Genomic DNA, 18,275 nt, shown 5'->3' with positions numbered 1-18,275 from the left:
CATGCTGCTGCAGGTCACCGATCTCGAGATGCGCTACGGGCCGCGCCTGATCCAGTCCGGCGTGTCCTTCGGCGTCGAGCGCGGCACGATCTTCGCGATCATGGGCGGCAGCGGTTGCGGCAAGAGCACGCTGCTGCGCCACCTGGTGGGCCTGCTGGCGCCGGCCTACGGCACGGTGACCATCGAGGGCACCGACTTCTGGACCGCCGACACGGCCACCCGCGAGCAACTGCGCTCCGGCTTCGGCATGCTGTTCCAGAGCGGTGCGCTGTGGTCCTCGATGAGCCTGCTCGAGAACGTCTGCCTGCCGCTGGAGCTGCAGGGCAAGCTCGACGCACCCGCGCGCGAGGCACGGGCCCACGAGGTGCTCGCCTGGGTCGGCCTCGAGGATGCCGCACACCAGCTGCCGGCCGACATCAGCGGCGGCATGAAGAAGCGCGCCGGCCTGGCACGCGCGATCGTCACCGAGCCGCCGCTGCTGTTCCTCGACGAGCCCTCGGCCGGGCTCGACCCGATCAGCTCGCGCCGGCTCGACGACCTGGTGCTCGAGTTGCGGGAGCGGAGCGGCTGCGCGATCGTCGTCGTCAGCCACGAACTGCCGAGCCTGATGGCGATCGCCGACGACGGCATCTTCCTCGACGCCGACAGCAAGCGTCCGATCGCCCATGGCCGTCCGCGCGATCTGCGCGATCATGCGAGCCATCCGACGGTGCGCGCCTTCCTGCACCGTGAAGACCCCGATCACCGCCCGCAGCCGGTCGGCCCGCAGACACCGGCCCTCAACCCATGAAACGCAACGCCCTGCTCGTCGGCGCCTTCGTCATCGTGTCCCTGCTGCTGGTGGTGGCGGCCGTGCTCTGGCTCAGCGGCAGCAACCTGTTCCACCGCCAGGTGCCGGCCCGGCTCTATTTCGCGGACAGCGTCAGCGGGCTCTATATCGGCGCGCCGGTCAGCTTTCGCGGCGTCGCGGTCGGCCAGGTCGATCGCATCGACATCGAGGTCGACGGCCGCTCGCTCGAGGCCCGCATCCCGGTCATGATCAGGCTGCAGCCCGAGGCGATCCGCTTCAGCCACCAGCCGGCGGAGCCGCTAAGCATCCCGATCCTGGTCGAGCGCGGGCTGCGCGCACGGCTGGTGGCGCAGAGTTTCGTAACCGGTCAGCGCGCCATCGATCTGGACTTCGTGCCCGGTTCGACCGCCACGCTGGTCGGCGGCGACCCTTCGATCGAGATCCCGACGCTGGCCGACCGCTTCGGCGCGCTGGTCGATCAGGTCGCCGAACTGCCGCTGCGCCAGACCGTGCAGGAGCTGCGCAACACACTGCAGGTCTTGCAGCGCACGCTCGATCGGACGCAGTCCGCGCTCGACATCAGCGCCCGCGAACTGGGCAGTACCGCGGCCGAGGCGCGCAAGACGCTGGTCGTGGCGGCCCAAGCGCTGCGCGAGGTCCAGGGGCGCGCCGACACGACGCTGGACTCGGTGACCCGGCTCTCGGACGCTGCTCGCGAAACGGTGGTGATGACGCAGCCCGAGCTGCAAAAGACGCTGGCCAGCGCGCGCGCCGCGGCCGAGACGGCGCAGCTGGCGATGGCCCGCGTCGCCGATCTCACCGCGCCGGGCTCGGCCACCCGCGACGATCTCGACGCGGCCGTGCGCGACCTGTCGCAGGCGGCACGCGGCCTGCGAGAGTGGAGCGAACTGCTGGAAGAGAAGCCCAATGCCGTGATCTTCGGAAACCGAACGCCATGAGTTCCCCGTTGCGTGCCACGACAGCCCTCCTGGCCCTGCTGCTCGGTGCCTGCGCCACGCCCGATCCACCGCCGGTGCTGCTGACGCTGCCACCGACGGTGCCACTGGTCGCCGCCCCGGCCACCACCCCCGCCAGGTCCGCCGCGGAAGCACCGCTGCTGGCCGTGCGCCGGGTCGCGATTCCCGAGTACCTGCTGGTGCGCCGGGTGCGCTATCGCGCGGACGCCAGCACGCTGGCCGACTGGCCGCACACCTTCTGGGCCGAGCGCATCGAGGTGGCGGTGTCGCGCGAGTTCGTCTCGGCGCTGCGGCCAGCGCTGCCGCAGTGGGCCGTCTGCGAGGGCAACTGCCCCGAGCGCCCGCCGCAGGCCACCTTGCAGGTCGAGATCGTGCCGATGGACTACTGGCGCCCGCAGCGCGTGCTGCGGGCCCGGGCGCGCATGACGATCAGCACGCCGGGAACGACCGCCCCGGCACGCAGCTTCGAGACCAGTCTCGAACTGCCGGCCGTGACCGACAGTCCGCAGGCCCAGGCCGAGGCGATCAGCGAATTGCTGCAGCGGCTGGCGGCGGTGGCAGCGGCGGCACTGAAGAACTGAGCGCCGGCCCGGGCGCTACGGGTAGTAGCGCCAGTCGAACACCAGCCGCAGCCCGCCTGACCAGACGGTCTTGAGTTCGACCGGGGGCAAGCCGGGGGGCGACACGACATTGCCACTGCGCGGCACGTCGGCCCCGACAAAGAGCTGGAACAGCACAGTCGAGCTCTGGTTGCTGGCAAAGGCGCGATAGGGCCGGTACTCGAGGATCGGCAGATCGAAGTAGGTCGAGCGCAACTCGACCAGCTGGGTCGGGTCGCCGGGCGCGAGCAGGCGATCGTTGCCCCGCAGGCCGTAGAAGGCGACGCCGAGTTCGCGCCCCGCCACAAGCTGGAAGCGACCGATCGGCGTGGCCCATCCGGCCTGCCAGGGGATCAGGCCGCCGTTGCCGGCGGTCACCGCCATCGCGGTGTAACGCTCAGGATCGAAGAAGTACAGCGGCGCCAGCAGCAGCAGGTCGCCAGGTATCAGGTAGAACGGCATGCGGATCCGCGCGGCCAACGCCGCGCGGGCTGGAATCGCGGCGGCGAGGTTGCCGGCCTGCTGTGCGAAGCCGGTATCGACGAAGCGGCTGGTAGAGGGCGTCTCGGCGCGCAGGCCGATCGACGCGAAGACGAGGCCGTCGCCGGCCTCGCCGATGACGCCGTCGAGACCGACGCCGCCGCGAAACGCCAGTTCGACGCCGCCGAGGCTGCCAGCGCTGTTCTGGCCCGTGACGAAGCCGCCATCGACGACGCGGCCGTCGATGCTGCCGGCCAGGCCGATGAAGGCGCCGAGCTCGCTGCGAAAGCGCGGCATCGCGCCGAGGCCGGCACCCAGGCCGGGAATCGGCGTCTCGCGCAAGACCTCGGCTACCAGCGGCAGCGACTCGGCACCAATCCGCGTGCCTTCGGCGCGCCGGATCAGCTGGTCGTTGCGGCAGACATCGAAACCATCCGGTTCGGCCTCGGCCGCGGGCGTATGGCTCTGTTGGTGCGCGCGCGGCTTGCCCGCGGCCGTATCGAGCAACTGCTCCAGGCTCTCGCGCACCGAGGTGGCGGCGCGCTGCGCATCGACCGGGCGCATGTGGGCATCGCCCATCAGCACCACGGAGCCGCTAGTGCCACGCCAGGTGAAGGCCTCGAGCCCGGCGGCGTTGTAGTAGTCGTGCGTGCCCTGGCGCTGCGAAGCATTGCCCCAGGCGCCAGCCACGTGGCCGGCGGCAAAGGTGTCTTGCAGGAAATGCAGCGCAAAGGCCTCGTCGAACAGCATGGCCAGCGTGAGCTGGCGGCGTTGTTCGGGACTCAGCTGCTCGCGCGCCAGGCGGCTCGCCTTCTGCATCGCGCTGAGGTGGTACCAGGCATAGACGCCGACCGCGCTGATATCGGAGCCCAGGCCCAGCGCCAGCGCTGCGTACTCGACATCCTTGGTGTCGTTGCTCGGCCGCGGCAGCAGGAAATGAGCGGTGTTGGAGCGGGCGCGGGTCGCGTACTCGGAGTCGGCCTGTTGCAGCCGCGTGTCGGCGTTACGCAGCGCGTTGATCCGCTCGGCGCGCGCAGTCTCGCTCTGCAGGCGGCGTCGCATGTCGCCAATGGGCGTTTCTCCGCCCGGTGTCTGCGAGGCCGGGGGCATGACGTCGATGCGTGCCAGGTCGGCCTTCAGGCGCGCTGCCACGTCGGCCACCGCGAGGATCCAGCGCGAGTCGAGCACCACCGCGCGCATGTCGTGGGCCGAGCAGGAATGGTCGCCGGCGATGGCCGACAGCGCGGCCCAGTCGATGCACGAGGGCGAGGAACCCTGCGGTGTGTCGGCACCGTACTCGCACAGGCGCGTGCCGCCCTGTGCCCGGGCCTCGCGCCACAGGTCGTCGAAGACGGCACGCCGCTCCGCATCGAGGCTGTCGACGGCCAGCAGCGCGATGTCGCGGTGCTCGGGATAGACCCAGGCGCGTGCCGGCTGCACGAACAGCGCAAGGCAAAGCGCGAGCACCACTGCTGGCAGCCACGGCAAAGACCGGGACCGAGCAAGGCGGCAGGCGGGGACAGGCAGGCGGCAGAACATGGGCTTGGCGGCTCGATCCTTGGCGGACGACAAAGCGGCGACAGCCGACTCTACGACCGTGCGCGGCCGCAAGCAGTTGCTGCTTGCCCGCAATCGAGGGGACGCCCGGCCGGCGCGTCCCGGGCGCGTCAACAGGCGCCTAGTGCCGGTCGCCGACGAACTTCGACACCGACGCGACGGTCGCGGCCGGGTCTTCCTCGTGCGGCACATGGCCGAGCGCGTCGAAGAGCACGAGCTCGCTGCCGGCGATGTCGGCATGAAAGCTCGCGCCGTCTGCGGGCGGCAGCAGGCGGTCGCGGCCACCCCAGAGAATCAGCGTCGGCAGCTTCAGCTCGCGGATGCGGGCGGCCTCGGCCCCCGGCAGCCAGGCCCGCAGGCGGCCGGCGAGCGCGGCCCGGTTGCCTTCGCGCAGCGTGAGCTCGTAGTAGCGATCGACCAGCTCGGGCGTGACGCGCGCCGGTTCGCCATAGACGTTGCGGACGCTGGCCTCGATCACGCCGCGCGGCAGCACCGACTCGAAGAGCCGGTTGAGCAGCGGCAGGCGCGCCAGGCGAAAGCCGATCGGCACCGACTGCGGGTTCAGCGGGTAGCCGGCGGCATCGACCAGCACCAGGCGATCGATGCGCCCGGGCGCCGCCAGCGCGGTCTGCCAAGCGACCTCGCCGCCAAAGGAGTTGCCGGCCAGCACCGCGCGCTGCACGCCAAGCGCATCGAGCACCGCGAGCACGAAGCCGGGGTAGCGCCCGGTGGCGTAGTGGCCATCGGCGAAGGGGCCAGTGAGGCCGAAGCCCGGCTGGTCGAAACGGATCACGCGGCGCGTCTTCGACAGCTCCGCAGCCCAGCCGTCCCAGGTGTGCAGGCTGGCCGAGGTGCCATGCAGCAGCACGATCGGCAACGGGTCGTCGCGCGGGCCCTCGTCGCGCAGGTGGACCTGCATTCCGGCCACCGGCACGAAGACCGAGGGCGGCGGCGCCCAGCGGGCCTTGAGCGACTCGACCGGTCGGTCCGGCGCCCAGCTCAGCGCGACGGCGCCGCCCACCAGCACCAGCAGGAGCAGCAGCGCGACGCCAACCCAGCGCAGTGCCCGGCTCAATTAGCCGCCCGCAGTGCGGCCTTGAGCTGTTGGCCGATCTCGGGCTTGGCGGCGAAGGGGTCGGTCGGGTTGCGGCTGAGCACGGCATCTTCGAGCCGCAGTTGCACGCCGGCCAGCGCGTGCGGGTGGCTGTAGATGTAGAACTGGCCGGCGCGCAACGCGTCGAACACGCGCTGCGCGATGTCGGCGGCGGTGAGCTTGCCGCTGCCGACCGCCTTGTCGCTCATCGCCTGCGCGATCAGCTGGCTGCGCGTGGGCTTCTGCTCGGCCATGCCGGCCGGCCGGTTGCGGTGGCTCTGGCTGATGCCGGTCGGCACGAAGTACGGGCACAGCACCGAGGCGCCGATCTGGTCGGTCACCAGGCGCAGGTCCTGGTAGAGCGTCTCGCTGATGCTGACCACCGCGTGCTTGCTGACGTTGTAGACGCCCATGTTGGGCGCGTTGAGCATGCCGGCCATCGACGCGGTGTTGACGATGTGGCCGCGATAGGCCGGATCGGCCTGGGCCGCCGCCAGCATCATCGGCGTGAAGACGCGCACGCCATGCGCCACGCCCATCAGGTTGACGCCGATGACCCACTCCCACTCCTTCAGCGAGTGCTCCCAGATCAGGCCGCCGGCGCCGACGCCGGCGTTGTTGAACACGAAATGCGGCGCGCCGAAGCGCTGCTGCACGGCAGCACCGAGCGACTCGACCTCGGCCGCGCTCGAGACATCGAGCCGCTGCGCCAACACCTGCGCGCCGAGGCTCCTGATCTCGGCCGCGGCGGCGTCCAGCGCGTCTTGCTGCACGTCGGCCATCACGACGTTCATGCCCTCGCGGGCGGCGATGCGCGAGGCCTCGAGGCCGAAGCCCGAGCCGGCGCCGGTGATGACGGCGGTCTTGCCCTTGAAACTGTCGATCAAGATGTCTTCTCCTTGTGGATCTGGAAGCCCAGGCGCGGGAAGTGCACATGCACCCGCCCGGCGCGCTCGTCGAGTCTTTCGATGGTGACGCTGTCGCGCGTCAGGCCGACCAGCACGCCGGCCGAGGGATCGGTGCCGTAGTCGGCGGCGGCGATCGTGACGCGCTGGCCGGCCTCGAAGCCGAGCCCGGGCTCGACCGCGACCGGCGCGTGGGCTTCGGTGGTGGCCGCCAGTTCGATGGCCTCGGTGCTCGTCATCTTGCTCGCCGTGCCATGGCCGAATGCGCGCATGCGCTCGAGCCAGGCGCGCAGCCGCGGATGCGGCTCCAGCTGGCGTGCCAGCTCGGGTGCGAGTTGCAGGAACCACAGCGGGTGGTAGACCGCGAAGTCGGCGATGCTGAGCTCGCCCCGCACCAGGAAACCTCGGTCGTCGCCGAGGTGGGTCTCGAGCCAGGCGAGGTAATGCTGCAGCGTGTTGCCGCCGTCGACCAGGCTGTTGCGGCGCGTCTGCGGCCCGAAGCTGGCGCGGTCGGCGCCAAAGGCCTTGATCGCCTCGGGCGGCGTGTCGCCAAAAAGATAGGGCGCAGCCGCCGGTTGCATCGCAAAGGGCACCGCGTTCCAGAACAGCTTGCTCTCGGCCCACTCGGCCAGCATCTGCGCGGTGCCGGCGGTCTGCGCCGGGTACAGCGCCGGCGCCGGCTGCAGGCGGTCGAGCACGCGGCAGATCAGCCCGGTGTCGCAGTAGATGTCGGCGCCGATCTGCAGCAGCGGCGTCTTGCGGTAGCCGCCGGTCAGCGCCAGCACGTCGGGCTTGGGCATGATCACCGGGATCCGCACCGAGCGCCACGTCAGGCTCTTGGCGCCGAGCACCAGGCGCACCTTCTCGGAGAAGGGCGAGGTGGGGTAGTGATGGAGGATCAGTTCCGGCAGGCTCATCGGCAACTCCGCTCAGTGAGGCATCGCGCGCGCGATCAGCGCCGCGCCGTCGACGCCGGCCGGCAACAGCCCGAACACCGACGCGCCCTCGGCGCCGATGCGGCCGCGGCAGAAGGCCTCGAACACGAAGCCCGGTGCGTGGCGCTGCAACAGCGCGGCCTGCAGCGCGAGCGCCACGTCGCGGGCCAGGCGCCGCGCCTCGCCCTCGTCGGCGGCCTCGTCGATGCGGGCCGGCAGGCCGGCCACGAGGCGGTCGAAGTCGCGATCGGCACCGCGCGCCGGTGCCAGTTCGCGCTCCAGGCAGGCGGCGACCGCCTCGCCCTTGCGCAGCGCGCGCAGCAGGTCGAGCGCCATGATGTTGCCGGCGCCCTCCCAGATCGAGTTCAGCGGCATCTCGCGGTAGATGCGCGCCATCACGCCCTCGCCGCCCTCCTCCACGTAGCCGTTGCCGCCGAGGCATTCCATCGTCTCCTGCGCGAAGGCGCTGCCGCGCTTGCAGACCCAGAACTTGGCGACCGGCGTCAGCAGGCGCCGCACCATCGATTCGTGGGCATCGGCGTCGGGCGCGTCGAAGGCATGGGCCAGGCGCAGCGCGAGCGCGGTGGCGGCCTCGCTCTCGAGCGCGAGGTCGGCCAGCACGTTCTTCATCAGCGGCTGCTCGATGAGCCTCTTGCCAAAGGCCTTGCGCTGCACGCAGTGGTTGAGCGCGAGCGACAGCGCCTGCCGCATCAGGCCCGCGGTGCCGAGCGCGCAGTCGAGCCGGGTCAGCGTGCCCATCTCGAGGATCTGCGGCACGCCGCGCCCCTCCTCGCCGACCAGCCAGGCCATCGCGTCGACGAACTCGACTTCCGACGAGGCATTCGCCTTGTTGCCGAGCTTGTCCTTCAGGCGCTGGATGCGGATGCCGTTGGTGCGGCCATCGGGCAGCACGCGCGGCAGGAAGAAGCAGCTCAGCCCGGCCGGCGTCTGCGCCAGCACCAGGAAGGCATCGCACATCGGCGCCGAGAAGAACCACTTGTGGCCGACGAGGCGATAACGCCGACCCCAGGCATCGTCGCCGTCGAAGGCGGCCCGCGTGGTGTTGGCGCGCACGTCCGAGCCGCCCTGCTTCTCGGTCATGCCCATGCCCATGGTCAGACCGGCCTTCTGCGAGAACAGCGCGAACTTCGGGTCGTAGGCGCGCGCGCTCAGACCGGGCGACCAGTCGGTGTGAATCGCGGCGTTGCTGCGCAGCGCCGGAGCGACCGCGTAGCTCATCGAGACCGGGCACAGCACCGAGGGCTCGAGTTCGGTGAACAGCATGAAGCCCGCCGCGCGCCGAAGGTGCGCATGCGCGCCCTCGGCCCATGGCGCGCCGTGCAGGCCGGCCTCGCAGGCCACCTGCATCAGCGCGTGGTAGCTCGGGTGGAATTCGACCTGATCGATGCGGCGGCCGAAGCGGTCGTGGCTCTTGAGCTGCGGCGTCAAGGTATTGGCCAGCCGCGCGTGGGCCTGCATCTCAGCGCTGCCGGCGAGGGCGCCGAGCGCCGACAGCGACACCGCATCGAGCGCCGGCGCGTGATGCGCCAGCGCCTCGCGCAGCGGCACGTTGTGCTCGAACAGATTGGTGTCGGCCAGCGCAAGGGGCTGGTTGGCGACTTCGTGCGTAGTCCAGTTCATTGGCTTGCCCTCACTGGATGGGATGCCTTGCGCGATTGACGCGAGCGAAGGTCACCGGGCGGGACGCATGCCGGCACTGCATCAGATCGGGTCGGCGTGGTGTTCTGCGCAGCGAGGTAAAGGAGGAGGAGGCCGCAGGCCGACGGGGGACACGAGCGCAACAGAGCGCCGCGTCGGCCCGATCACGCGCAACGACTTGCACGTTCTTCTCAACGATTCAGACCAGCTTGACCAGCTGCTTGCCGAAGTTCTTGCCCTTGAGCAGGCCGAGAAATGCCTCCGGTGCGCTGGCGATGCCCTGCGCAATCGTCTCGCGGTACTTGAGCTTGCCGGTGGCGACCGCGGTGCCGAGTTCCTTCAGCGCCTGCGGCCAAAGCTCCATGTGCTCGCTGACGATGAAGCCCTCGAGCTTCATGCGGTTCACCAGGATCAGCGAGGGGTTGAGCATCGGGATCGGCTCGCCGTTGTAGCCCGAGATCATTCCGCAGAAGGCCATGCGGCTGAAGGCGTTGGAGCGCAGCATCACCGCGTCGAGGATCATTCCGCCGACGTTCTCGAAGTAGCCGTCGATGCCATCCGGGCACGCGGCCTTGAGCGCGCCCGACAGGCTCTTGAGGTCCTTGTGCTCCTTGTAGTCGATGCAGGCGTCGAAGCCGAGTTCATCCACCACGTAGGCGCACTTGTCGGCACCGCCGGCCAAGCCCACCGCGCGGCAGCCGCGCGCCTTGGCGAGCTGGCCCACGACGCTGCCGACCGCGCCGCTGGCAGCGCTCACCACCACCGTCTCGCCGGCCTTGGGCGCGATGATCTGCGTGAGCCCGTACCAGCCGGTCACGCCCGGCATGCCGACCGGACCGAGATAGGCCGAGAGCGGCACGTGGGTGGTGTCGACCTTCTGCAGCACGCCGCGCTGGTCGGCGTCGACCAGCTGGTACTCCTGCCAGCCGGCCATGCCGACCACCTTGTCGCCGACCGCGAAATGCGGGTTCTTCGAGGCCACCACCTCGCCGGCGGTGCCGCCGATCATCACCGCGTCCAGCGGCTGCGCGGCGGCGTAGCTCTTGCTCTCGTTCATGCGGCCGCGCATGTAGGGATCGAGCGAGAGGAAATGGTTGCGCACCAGCACCTGGCCATCCTTCAGTTCGGGCACGGCGGCCTCCACCAGCTTGAAGTTGGAGGCGGTCGCCTCGCCCTGCGGGCGCGAGACGAGGTGGATCTGGCGGTTGATGGTGGTGCTCATGTCGAAATCCTCAGTCGGAGCCCGGCCCGGAAAGCGGGCTGGGCGTTGGGGTCTGGAGTCCATGCACGCGCCGGTCGGTGCCAGGCACCGCGCGCAGGTACTTGAAGGTGGCGGTGGCATGCGCGATCAGCTCGCCGCGTTCGCTCTCGACGCGGCCCTCGCAGAAGGCCAGCGTCGCGGTGCGATGCAGCAGCTTGCCGGTGGCGACGATGCGCCCTTCGCCCGGCCGCATGAAGCTGGTCTTCATCTCGACCGTGACGACGCCGGGGCCGTGGTTCGGCTGCTCGGCGTTGACGCTGCGTGCCGCGTGCGCCATCGCCACGTCGAGCAGGGTCATGCTGATGCCGCCGTGCGCGACCTTGAAGGAGTTGGTGTGGCGCTCCTTCAGGTCGAGGGCGATCGCAGCCTCGCCGCCGCCAAAGTGCAGCAGTTCGAAGCCGAGGTCTTCGACGAGGGGGATGTGGATCGGGAAGTCCATCGCGGCGCCGGTGGACTAGCCGCCAATCATCGCGCTCACGCCACCATCGACGGGAACTGTCTGCCCGGTGATGTGCTTGCCGGCATCCGAGGCGAACAGCAGTGCCAGGCCCTTGAGGTCCTCGTCGTCGCCGATGCGGCGCAGCGGTGCATGCGAGGCCATCACGTCGGCGCCGATGCTCTTCATCAGGCCCGCCGTCATCTTGCTCGGGAAGAAGCCGGGCGCGATCGCGTTGACGTTGATGCCATGCGGGCCCCACTCGCCGGCCAGCGCGCGCGTGAGGTTGATCACCGCCGCCTTGCTGGTGTTGTAGGCCACGGTCTGCATGCCGGCCAGGTTGCCGCCGAGGCCGGCGATCGAGGCCACGCTGATGATGCGGCCGCTCTTGCGCGGCAGCATGGAGCGCTTGGCGATGATCTGGCTGAGCAGGAAGATCGAGCGGACGTTGAGGTTCATCACCTTGTCCCAGGCCTCGAGCGGATGATCCTCGGCCGGCGCACCCCAGGTGGCGCCGGCGTTGTTGACCAGGATGTCGATGTGGCCAAGGCGCTTGAGCGCCTCGTCGGCCAGCGCCTGCACCTGCTCGGGCTGGCTGGCGTCGGCGGCGATCCAGCTGGCCTCGATGCCGCGTGCCTTGAGGTGGGCCGCGGCCTCCTCGAGATCGGCCGCCTTGCGCGAGCTCAGCACCAGCTTGGCGCCGGCCTCGCCGAGCGCCTCGGCGATCTGCAGACCCAGGCCGCGCGAGCCACCGGTGACGAGGGCGGTGCGGCCCTCGAGGCTGAAGAGTTGCTGGACGGTGCGGCTCATGTCGGTCTCCTGTTGCTTGTCGGTGCGGGTCGGCCGGGGCAATCGATCATTGCGCCAGCCAGTCGAAGAAGGCCTTGCTGCCGCCCGGGCGGCCAAGGAAGTCGGCCACCAGCACGCTCGGCTCGGCCTCGCCGCCGCGCGCCAGCACCTGGCTGCGGTAGCGGCGACCGACCTCGGCCGAAAGCGGGTCGGCGGCGAAGGCCGTGTAGAGGTCCTTGGCCACCGCCAGGCTCCACAGATAAGAGTAGTAGCCGGCGCCGTAGTTGGTGGCGATATGCGAGAAGCTGGCCGGGAACCGCGAGCCGTCCACATGGCCGAGCGGGGTCGCGCCCTCCATCTGCGCCCACAGCGCCATCGGCTCGAAGCGCTTGGGGCCGTAGAGGCCGAGGTCGTAGGTCGCGTAGAGGTGCTGGCGGCCGTACTGCAGGCCCTTGCCGAAGCCACGCGCGTCGCGCGCGCTCTGCAGCATCGGCGCCGGCACCGGCTGGCATTCCTTGCAGACCTGCTGGAACATCGCCAGCACCTTGTCGTCGTAGACCCACTCCTCGAGCATCTGCGAGGGTGCCTCGACAAAGTCGGTCTTGACGTTGGTGCCGGCAATGGTGGCGTAGCGGGTGGCCGACAGCGTGCCGTGCAGCGCGTGGCCGAACTCGTGCAGCAGGGTCTCGAGCTCGTCCAGCGTCAGGCCCTTGCGGTTGAAGTTGGTGACCATCGCGGCGGTCGGCAGCCGGCCACCCGCCGCGCTGCCGCGCAGGCCCCACACCGCGGCGTGGTTGAACTTGTTGTCGCGCGGATAGAGGTCGAGGACGAGCGTGGCGATGCCGCGGCCGCTGGCGCCATCGACGACCTCGTAGGCGCGCGCATCCGGATGCCACAGCTTCTGCTCGAGCGGGCGCAGGCTCACGCCGAACAGGTGGCTCGACAGCGCGACCACGAAGTCGACGCTGGCCTGCGGCGGGAAGTACTTGCGGAAGGCCTCCTGGTCGACGTTGTAGCGCTCGCGCTTGACGCGCTCGCTGTAGAAGGCGCTGTCCCAGCGCTGCAGCTTCACCGCGTCGAGCGGCTGCTTCAGGTCGGCCGCCTTGGCCTTGCGCAGTTCCTCGATGTCGCCCTTCTCGCGCGCCTCGACGCCGCTCTTGACCTCGGCCAGGAAGGCTTGCGCCGCCACCGGCGTGCCGGCCATGCGCCGGCGCAGCACGAAGTCGGAATAGCTCGGCAGGTCGAACAGCGCGGCGTACTCGCGCCGCTTGTCGGCGATGCCGGCCAGGCGCTCGAGGTTGGGCTGGCCGCCGCGCTGGTTGAAGGCGCGCCACATGCGCTCGCGTGCCGCCGGGTTGGTCGCCGACTCCATCACCGGCACGGCGCTGGGATAGTCCAGCCCGAGTAGCACCCGGCCCTGCGCGTCGCGCGTCGCCTTGGTCCAGACGTCGGCCGGCACGCCCTCGAGCTCGGCCTCGGTGAACGCGACCCGGGTGGTCTCTTCGCGCAGCTGGCGGTCGAAGGCCTGGCCGAGCGCGGCGATCTCGTTGTTGAGCTTCTCGGCGCGCGCGCGCGCCGCCGACGGCAACGCGACCCCGGCGTCCTCGAAGGAGGCAAGCAGGATGCGCTGCAGCTGCGCGTCGACCGCATCGGCTGGCTTGGCGGCCTTGAGCCGGGCGTGGATGCGCGGGTTCTGGTTGAGCTTGTTGACGAAGGCCTGGTGACGCAGCTCGCAGGCCTCGCCGGCCGCGCGGATCGCCTTGTCCGGGTGCACGTAGGGCAGGAAGATCAGCGGATAGACGCGATCCTCGGTCGTCTGGTTGAGGCGGTCGAAGGCGGACAGCACCTCGCCGCTGCGCTCCAGGCGCTTGGCCTGCGTGGCGAGCTCGGCGAGCGCGGCATCGCAGCTCTTCTTGAGCTCGGCACCGGTGGCAAAGCTCGGGAACACGAACGGCGCGGCGCCAGCGGCGGCGCTCGCCAGCAGCATCAGCGTGGCGACGGTGGCGGGCAGAAGGCTTCTCTTCATCGGCATCCTTGTGGGTTCGGACTCTTGGGGGCGGCTCGGTAGAGCCTTAGGGGAAACACAGGCGCCTGCTTCACGGCGCGGATTCGAAATCGAGCACATGGCGCTCCAGCCGCAGCGGCCCGAGTTCGGCGCCAACGGTGCGGTGCTGCGGATGCTGCTGGTAGGCGTCGAGCGCGGCGGCGTCGGCAAAGCGCGAGACCAGGACCACGTCGACATTGGCCTCGAGCCCGGCGGCGCGGATGCCGACCTTGAACTCGAGCATGCCCGGCACCAGGCTGGCGCAGCTGTCGAGCAGCGCTTTGAAGCGCGGCGCATCGGCGCCGTCCTTCAGGCGCCACATGACGATATGTACAAGGCTCATGGCTTGCCGCGCCCCATGCGCCGGGCCGCGGCCGGATCCTCGCGCTCGAGCCAGGCGCGCAGGAAGATCCCGCCCAGGCCGGCGGCAAACACGAGGCCGCCGATCAGCAGCAACCAGTGCGACAGCGACTCGTCGTTCGCGTCGACGAACAGGCCGATCATCGCGACCACCATGCCGCCGTAGATCAGGACCCAGTTGAGGATCTCCAGGCGCTGCAGGCCGCGACGTGACATCGATGGCCCCGGCACGGCTCAGAACGCCTCGACGGACAGGTCGCGACAGGTGGCGTCGCGTGCCGCCACCACGCCGAGCCAGGCATCGATCTTGGGCAGTTCGTAGCGGAAGAAGTAGCGCGCCGCGCCGCGCTTGCCGGCGGCGAAGTTCGCATCGACCGCGCCGTCGCGCTCGGCGCCATCGGCGGCCAGCGCGAGTTCGAGCCAGATCCACGCCAGCACGACATGGCCGAAGGCCTGCAGATAGGGCGTGGCGTTGGCCAGCGCATCCTGCGGGCTGGCGCTGGCCCAGGCGGATTTGGTGGCGCCACCCAGCCGGGCCAGCGCCTGCGCCAGCGCGCCGGCATGCTCGGCCAGGCCTTCCACCTGGCCCGCACGCAGGATCGTCGCGTTGACGCGCGAGGCCAGCAACTGCAGCCCGGCCCCGCCGTCCATCACCACCTTGCGGCCGAGCAGGTCCAGGCCCTGGATGCCATGGGTGCCCTCGTGGATCATGTTGAGGCGGTTGTCGCGCCAGTACTGCTCGACCGGAAAATCGCGCGTGTAGCCGTAGCCGCCGTGCACCTGGATCGCCAGGCTGTTGGCCTCGAGGCACCACTCGCTCGGCCAGCTCTTGGCGATCGGGGTCAGCATCTCCAGCAGCAGCGCGGCCTCGCGCGCGGCCTCCGGCTCGCCGGTCTGCTGCTCGTCGACCAGGCGCGCGCAGTAGAGCGCCAGCGCCAGCCCGCCCTCGACATAGGCCTTCTGCGCCAGCAGCATGCGCTTGATGTCGGCATGCTCGATCAACGGTACCTGCGGGCTGCCCGGGTCCTTGCCGGCGGCCGACATCGGCCGGCCCTGCGGGCGTTGCTTCGCATACTCCAGGCTGGCCTCGTAGCCGGCGTAGCCGAGCATCACCGCGCCGAGGCCGACGCCGATGCGCGCCTCGTTCATCATGTGGAACATGCAGCGCAGGCCCTCGCCTGGCTTGCCGACGCGGTAGCCCACGGCGCCGGATCCGGCGCCGTCCAGTCCACCGCCGGCCTGCCCGCCCGGCCGGAACTTGCCCTCGCCGAAGTTCAGCAGCGTGTTGGTCGTGCCGCGGTAGCCGAGCTTGTGGTTGAGCCCGGCCAGCGCCACGTCGTTGCGCTCGCCGCTGAGGCGGCCTTCGGTGTCGACCAGCTTCTTGGGCACGATGAACAGCGAGATGCCGCGCACGCCGGCCGGCAGCTTGCCGTCCTCGCCCGGGATCTTGGCCAGCACCAGGTGGATGATGTTCTCGGTGATCTCGTGCTCGCCGCCCGAGATCCACATCTTGTTGCCCTTGAGGCGGTAGCGCGGGCCGAGCGGGTCGGACTCGAAGTCGCTGCCATCGGGCACGGCGCGCGTGGCCACGTCGCTCAGCGAGGAGCCGGCCTGCGGCTCGCTCAGGCACATGGTGCCGAACCAGCGCCCGGCGAACTCGTTTTGCGCGAAGACCCGCTTCTGCGTCTCGGTGCCATGGGCCATCAGGAGGCTGGCATTGCCCGAGGTCAGCATCGCGTAGCCGCCCATCGAGACGCTGGCCTTGGAGAAGAAGGCATTGCCGGCCATCTCCACCGTGCAGGGCAGTTGCATGCCGCCCTGCTCGTGGTCCTGCGCTGCGGCCAGCATGCCGCTCTGCACGTAGGCCGCCAGTGCCTCGTGGGTGGCGCGCGGCAGCGTCACGCGCTCGCCGTCGAAGCTGGGCTCCTCGGTGTCGACCAGCCGGTTGAAGGGGGCGAACTTCTGCTCGGCGATCTTCTGGCAGGTGTCGAGCACCGCGCCGAAGGTCTCGGCCGAATGCTCGGCAAAGCGCGGCCGTTGGCACAGCCCCTCCACGTCGAGCCAGTGGTGCAGCAGGAAGTCGAGGGTCTGTCGCATCGGCATGGTCCGGTTGAGCGAGATGGAAAGATCAGCCGCCGGTGCCGTAGCGCCCGCGCGGCACGTTGCCGATGATCGGAATCACGCCGATGCCGGGCTGTGCGTCGTCAGCCGCCGGCGCCAGTGTGAATTTCGCGCTGAAGCTGCCGGGGGCGACGCGGTTGCGGTCGGGCGCGGGCACCTTCGCGTTGGCGGCCTGCGCCGCTTCCTCGATGGCCGCCGTGGCGGCGCCGCGGCTGCGATCGATGCGGCTGCCCACCGCGATGTCCTCGGTGTTGGAGGTCTTGCGGAAGGTGCCGGTCTTCCACTTCCCGCTGCGCGGCTCGAAGTCCAACTCGGCGTTGCCGCGGGTTCCGGTGGCGCGCAGTTCCTGCGGGTAGCGCAACTCGCGCTGCGCGACGCGCAGCCATGTGTAGGCATAGCCGCGCGTGTAGTCGGCGTCGGGGCCGGCGACCACGGTCTCGTTGCCCAGCTTCAGGCCGGCCTTGGCCAGCAACGCGCCGGCGGCGGCGTAGTCCTGCGGCACGCCATCGCCAAGCCCGGTCAGCAACGCCAGCGATGCGGCCGCCTCGAGGCTGCCGGCATCAAGGGCGCCGCGCATCATGTGAGCCGCCTTGGCCGGATCGCGGGCAACGCAGGCGCCCTCCTCGTAGATCACGCCCGCGCTGTAGAGCGCCTGCGGGTCCTTGCGCTCGAGCCCGGTGTTGAGCTTGGCGATCATCTGCTCGCAAGGCTGGGACGAGAGCGCCTGCAGGCTGAACTCGCCGCTCGACTGGGCCAGCGCGGCGCCGCTGGCCAAGCTGGCGCTCAGGGCGAGCAGGGTTGTCGCCCCATGCGCCACCGTCGAAAAGGAAAAAGGCTTCATCGTGTTGGTTCCCTGTGCAATCTGAAGGATCGTGTCTCCGCGGCACCCAGGCGCGCGCGGCGAGCATGAACCCTGAGTGTCGCAGCGCGGCAGAGGCAATGTGCATGCCCTGCTACGGGTCGAGGTGGGCGCCGCGTGCAATTTCCGGCGGTGGCCGGCGACGACCGCTCCTGGCGCGGCGCAAAGTCCGCACCCGGCAAGGCCGCCAGGCACCCGCGCGGGTGCGCAGCACCGCCATGGATCCTCAGAGCACTTCGAAGATGCCGGCCGCGCCCATGCCGCCGCCGATGCACATCGTCACGCACACGCGCTTGGCGCCGCGCCGCTTGCCCTCGATCAGCGCGTGGCCGGTCAGGCGCTGGCCGCTGACGCCGTAGGGATGGCCGAGCGCGATCGCACCGCCGTTGACGTTGAGCCGGTCCATCGGGATGCCGAGCTTGTCGGCGCAATAGAGCACCTGCACCGCGAAGGCTTCGTTGAGTTCCCACAGGTCGATGTCCTCGACCTTCAGGCCCAGGCGCTTGAGCACCTTGGGCACGGCGAAGACCGGGCCGATGCCCATCTCGTCGGGCTCGCAGCCGGCGACCGCGAAGCCGAGGAAGCGGCCGAGCGGCTTGAGCCCCTTCTGCTGAGCGTAGGTCTCGCTGACCAGCACGCAGGCGCCGCCGCCGTCGCTGAACTGGCTGGCATTGCCGGCCGTGACCACGCCGCCCGGCATCGCGGTGCGGATGTCCTTGATGCCCTCGTAGGTGGTGCCGGCGCGGATGCCCTCGTCGGCCTTGACCGTCACCTCTTTCATGCGCATGCCGAGCACCGCGTCGGCCACACCGGCCTGCACCGTGACCGGCACGATCTCGTCGTTGAACAGTCCGGCCTCCTGCGCCGCCGCCGCCTTCTGCTGGCTGCCGGCGCCGTACTGGTCCATGCGCTCCTTGGCGATGCCGTAGCGCTTGGCGACGTTCTCGGCGGTCTGCAGCATCGACCAGTAGATCTCGGGCTTGTTCTGCTCGAGCCAGCTGTCCTTGAGCATGTGCAGGTTCATCTCCTGCTGAACGCAGGAGATGCTCTCGACGCCGCCGGCCACGTAGACATCGCCCTCGCCGGCGATGATGCGCTGCGCCGCCATCGCGATGGTCTGCAGACCGCTCGAGCAGAAGCGGTTGACGGTGGCGCCGCTGACCGTGACCGGCAGCCCGGCGCGCAGCGCGGCCTGGCGCGCGATGTTCATGCCGGTCGCGCCCTCGGGGTTGGCGCAGCCCATCAGGACGTCCTCGACCGCGCCGCCGTCGATGCCGGCGCGCTCGACCGCGGCCTTGATCGCCAAGCCACCCAGCGTGGCACCGTGGGTCATGTTGAAGGCACCCTTCCAGCTCTTGGCGAGCGGGGTGCGGGCGGTGGAGACGATGACGGCATTGCTCATGGGGAACT

General features: G+C 70.2%; 17 protein-coding genes. 3 read left to right on the top strand and 14 right to left on the bottom strand.

Annotation, left to right across the window (positions count from 1 at the left end; genetic code table 11):
- Position 1 precedes the first annotated feature (1 nt).
- Genes EV670_RS18485 through EV670_RS18475 form a run of 3 tightly spaced genes read left to right on the top strand, consistent with a single transcriptional unit; the run spans position 2 to position 2,348 of the window.
- A complete protein-coding gene (locus tag EV670_RS18485) occupies positions 2 to 790 on the top strand; it encodes an ABC transporter ATP-binding protein (RefSeq protein WP_130434935.1) in 789 nt (262 codons plus the stop codon).
- Positions 787 to 1,749 (top strand): MlaD family protein, encoded by a 963-nt coding sequence (locus EV670_RS18480; protein WP_130434933.1) that lies wholly within the window; start codon positions 787 to 789, stop codon positions 1,747 to 1,749. Before EV670_RS18485 ends, EV670_RS18480 begins: the two co-directional genes overlap by 4 nt.
- The gene (locus EV670_RS18475) at positions 1,746 to 2,348 is read left to right on the top strand and encodes a PqiC family protein (RefSeq protein WP_130434931.1); all 603 of its coding nucleotides are present in this window, start codon (positions 1,746 to 1,748) and stop codon (positions 2,346 to 2,348) included. The genes EV670_RS18480 and EV670_RS18475 overlap by 4 nt, the downstream gene beginning before the upstream one ends.
- A 15-nt stretch (positions 2,349 to 2,363) precedes the next feature.
- Here the strand turns inward: EV670_RS18475 and EV670_RS18470 are convergent, their stop codons facing one another.
- The 14 genes from EV670_RS18470 to EV670_RS18405 all read right to left on the bottom strand — a co-directional run bounded on the left by EV670_RS18470 (position 2,364) and on the right by EV670_RS18405 (position 18,267).
- A complete protein-coding gene (locus tag EV670_RS18470; protein WP_130434929.1) occupies positions 2,364 to 4,316 on the bottom strand; it encodes a hypothetical protein in 1,953 nt (650 codons plus the stop codon).
- 208 nt (positions 4,317 to 4,524) lie between these two features.
- Positions 4,525 to 5,478: an alpha/beta fold hydrolase gene (locus EV670_RS18465; protein WP_130434927.1), complete on the bottom strand. Its 954-nt coding sequence runs from the start codon at positions 5,476 to 5,478 to the stop codon at positions 4,525 to 4,527.
- On the bottom strand, positions 5,475 to 6,383 hold the full coding sequence (locus tag EV670_RS18460; RefSeq protein ID WP_130434925.1) for an SDR family oxidoreductase: 909 nt from the start codon (positions 6,381 to 6,383) through the stop codon (positions 5,475 to 5,477). The genes EV670_RS18465 and EV670_RS18460 overlap by 4 nt, the downstream gene beginning before the upstream one ends.
- A complete protein-coding gene (locus tag EV670_RS18455; protein ID WP_242617049.1) occupies positions 6,380 to 7,318 on the bottom strand; it encodes a glutathione S-transferase family protein in 939 nt (312 codons plus the stop codon). The genes EV670_RS18460 and EV670_RS18455 overlap by 4 nt, the downstream gene beginning before the upstream one ends.
- Before the next feature lie 12 nt (positions 7,319 to 7,330).
- Positions 7,331 to 8,977, bottom strand: coding sequence for an isovaleryl-CoA dehydrogenase (locus tag EV670_RS18450; RefSeq protein ID WP_130434923.1), 1,647 nt, complete (start codon positions 8,975 to 8,977; stop codon positions 7,331 to 7,333).
- 217 nt (positions 8,978 to 9,194) lie between these two features.
- Positions 9,195 to 10,217, bottom strand: a complete 1,023-nt coding sequence (locus EV670_RS18445; RefSeq protein WP_130434921.1) for an NADP-dependent oxidoreductase — start codon at positions 10,215 to 10,217, stop codon at positions 9,195 to 9,197.
- A gap of 10 nt (positions 10,218 to 10,227) precedes the next feature.
- Entirely contained in the window at positions 10,228 to 10,695 is a 468-nt protein-coding gene (locus tag EV670_RS18440; protein ID WP_130434919.1) for a PaaI family thioesterase, read from the bottom strand.
- A 15-nt stretch (positions 10,696 to 10,710) separates the two neighbouring features.
- Positions 10,711 to 11,502 carry an SDR family oxidoreductase gene (locus EV670_RS18435; RefSeq protein WP_130434917.1) on the bottom strand — a complete coding sequence of 264 codons (792 nt, stop codon included), beginning with the start codon at positions 11,500 to 11,502 and terminating at the stop codon, positions 10,711 to 10,713.
- A gap of 46 nt (positions 11,503 to 11,548) precedes the next feature.
- Complete coding sequence (locus EV670_RS18430; protein WP_242617048.1) at positions 11,549 to 13,507, bottom strand: M3 family metallopeptidase; 1,959 nt, start codon at positions 13,505 to 13,507, stop codon at positions 11,549 to 11,551.
- A 70-nt stretch (positions 13,508 to 13,577) separates the two neighbouring features.
- A complete protein-coding gene (locus tag EV670_RS18425; protein WP_242617047.1) occupies positions 13,578 to 13,868 on the bottom strand; it encodes a Dabb family protein in 291 nt (96 codons plus the stop codon).
- On the bottom strand, positions 13,865 to 14,101 hold the full coding sequence (locus EV670_RS18420; protein WP_130434913.1) for a hypothetical protein: 237 nt from the start codon (positions 14,099 to 14,101) through the stop codon (positions 13,865 to 13,867). The genes EV670_RS18425 and EV670_RS18420 overlap by 4 nt, the downstream gene beginning before the upstream one ends.
- 18 nt (positions 14,102 to 14,119) lie before the next feature.
- On the bottom strand, positions 14,120 to 15,988 hold the full coding sequence (locus EV670_RS18415) for an acyl-CoA dehydrogenase (protein WP_130434911.1): 1,869 nt from the start codon (positions 15,986 to 15,988) through the stop codon (positions 14,120 to 14,122).
- Between the two features lie 25 nt (positions 15,989 to 16,013).
- Positions 16,014 to 16,847, bottom strand: coding sequence for an SEL1-like repeat protein (locus EV670_RS18410; protein WP_130434909.1), 834 nt, complete (start codon positions 16,845 to 16,847; stop codon positions 16,014 to 16,016).
- 244 nt (positions 16,848 to 17,091) lie between these two features.
- Positions 17,092 to 18,267: an acetyl-CoA C-acyltransferase gene (locus EV670_RS18405; protein ID WP_130434907.1), complete on the bottom strand. Its 1,176-nt coding sequence runs from the start codon at positions 18,265 to 18,267 to the stop codon at positions 17,092 to 17,094.
- Positions 18,268 to 18,275: the final 8 nt, after the last annotated feature.

The sequence above is a fragment of the Rivibacter subsaxonicus genome (assembly GCF_004217215.1).
GTDB classification, from domain to species: domain Bacteria; phylum Pseudomonadota; class Gammaproteobacteria; order Burkholderiales; family Burkholderiaceae_C; genus Rivibacter; species Rivibacter subsaxonicus.
This window is presented reverse-complemented; position numbering and strand designations above follow the sequence as displayed.

What these genes read in the sequence shown, in the direction of transcription:
- EV670_RS18420 (WP_130434913.1), bottom strand. Translation starts at nt 14,101, where the DNA reads ATGTCACGTCGCGGCCTGCAGCGCCTGGAGATCCTCAACTGGGTCCTG.
- EV670_RS18450 (WP_130434923.1), bottom strand. Translation starts at nt 8,977, where the DNA reads ATGAACTGGACTACGCACGAAGTCGCCAACCAGCCCCTTGCGCTGGCC.
- EV670_RS18425 (WP_242617047.1), bottom strand. Translation starts at nt 13,868, where the DNA reads ATGAGCCTTGTACATATCGTCATGTGGCGCCTGAAGGACGGCGCCGAT.
- EV670_RS18440 (WP_130434919.1), bottom strand. Translation starts at nt 10,695, where the DNA reads ATGGACTTCCCGATCCACATCCCCCTCGTCGAAGACCTCGGCTTCGAA.
- EV670_RS18405 (WP_130434907.1), bottom strand. Translation starts at nt 18,267, where the DNA reads ATGAGCAATGCCGTCATCGTCTCCACCGCCCGCACCCCGCTCGCCAAG.
- EV670_RS18455 (WP_242617049.1), bottom strand. Translation starts at nt 7,318, where the DNA reads ATGAGCCTGCCGGAACTGATCCTCCATCACTACCCCACCTCGCCCTTC.
- EV670_RS18415 (WP_130434911.1), bottom strand. Translation starts at nt 15,988, where the DNA reads ATGCCGATGCGACAGACCCTCGACTTCCTGCTGCACCACTGGCTCGAC.
- EV670_RS18445 (WP_130434921.1), bottom strand. Translation starts at nt 10,217, where the DNA reads ATGAGCACCACCATCAACCGCCAGATCCACCTCGTCTCGCGCCCGCAG.
- EV670_RS18435 (WP_130434917.1), bottom strand. Translation starts at nt 11,502, where the DNA reads ATGAGCCGCACCGTCCAGCAACTCTTCAGCCTCGAGGGCCGCACCGCC.
- EV670_RS18410 (WP_130434909.1), bottom strand. Translation starts at nt 16,847, where the DNA reads ATGAAGCCTTTTTCCTTTTCGACGGTGGCGCATGGGGCGACAACCCTG.
- EV670_RS18475 (WP_130434931.1), top strand. Translation starts at nt 1,746, where the DNA reads ATGAGTTCCCCGTTGCGTGCCACGACAGCCCTCCTGGCCCTGCTGCTC.
- EV670_RS18485 (WP_130434935.1), top strand. Translation starts at nt 2, where the DNA reads ATGCTGCTGCAGGTCACCGATCTCGAGATGCGCTACGGGCCGCGCCTG.
- EV670_RS18430 (WP_242617048.1), bottom strand. Translation starts at nt 13,507, where the DNA reads ATGAAGAGAAGCCTTCTGCCCGCCACCGTCGCCACGCTGATGCTGCTG.
- EV670_RS18480 (WP_130434933.1), top strand. Translation starts at nt 787, where the DNA reads ATGAAACGCAACGCCCTGCTCGTCGGCGCCTTCGTCATCGTGTCCCTG.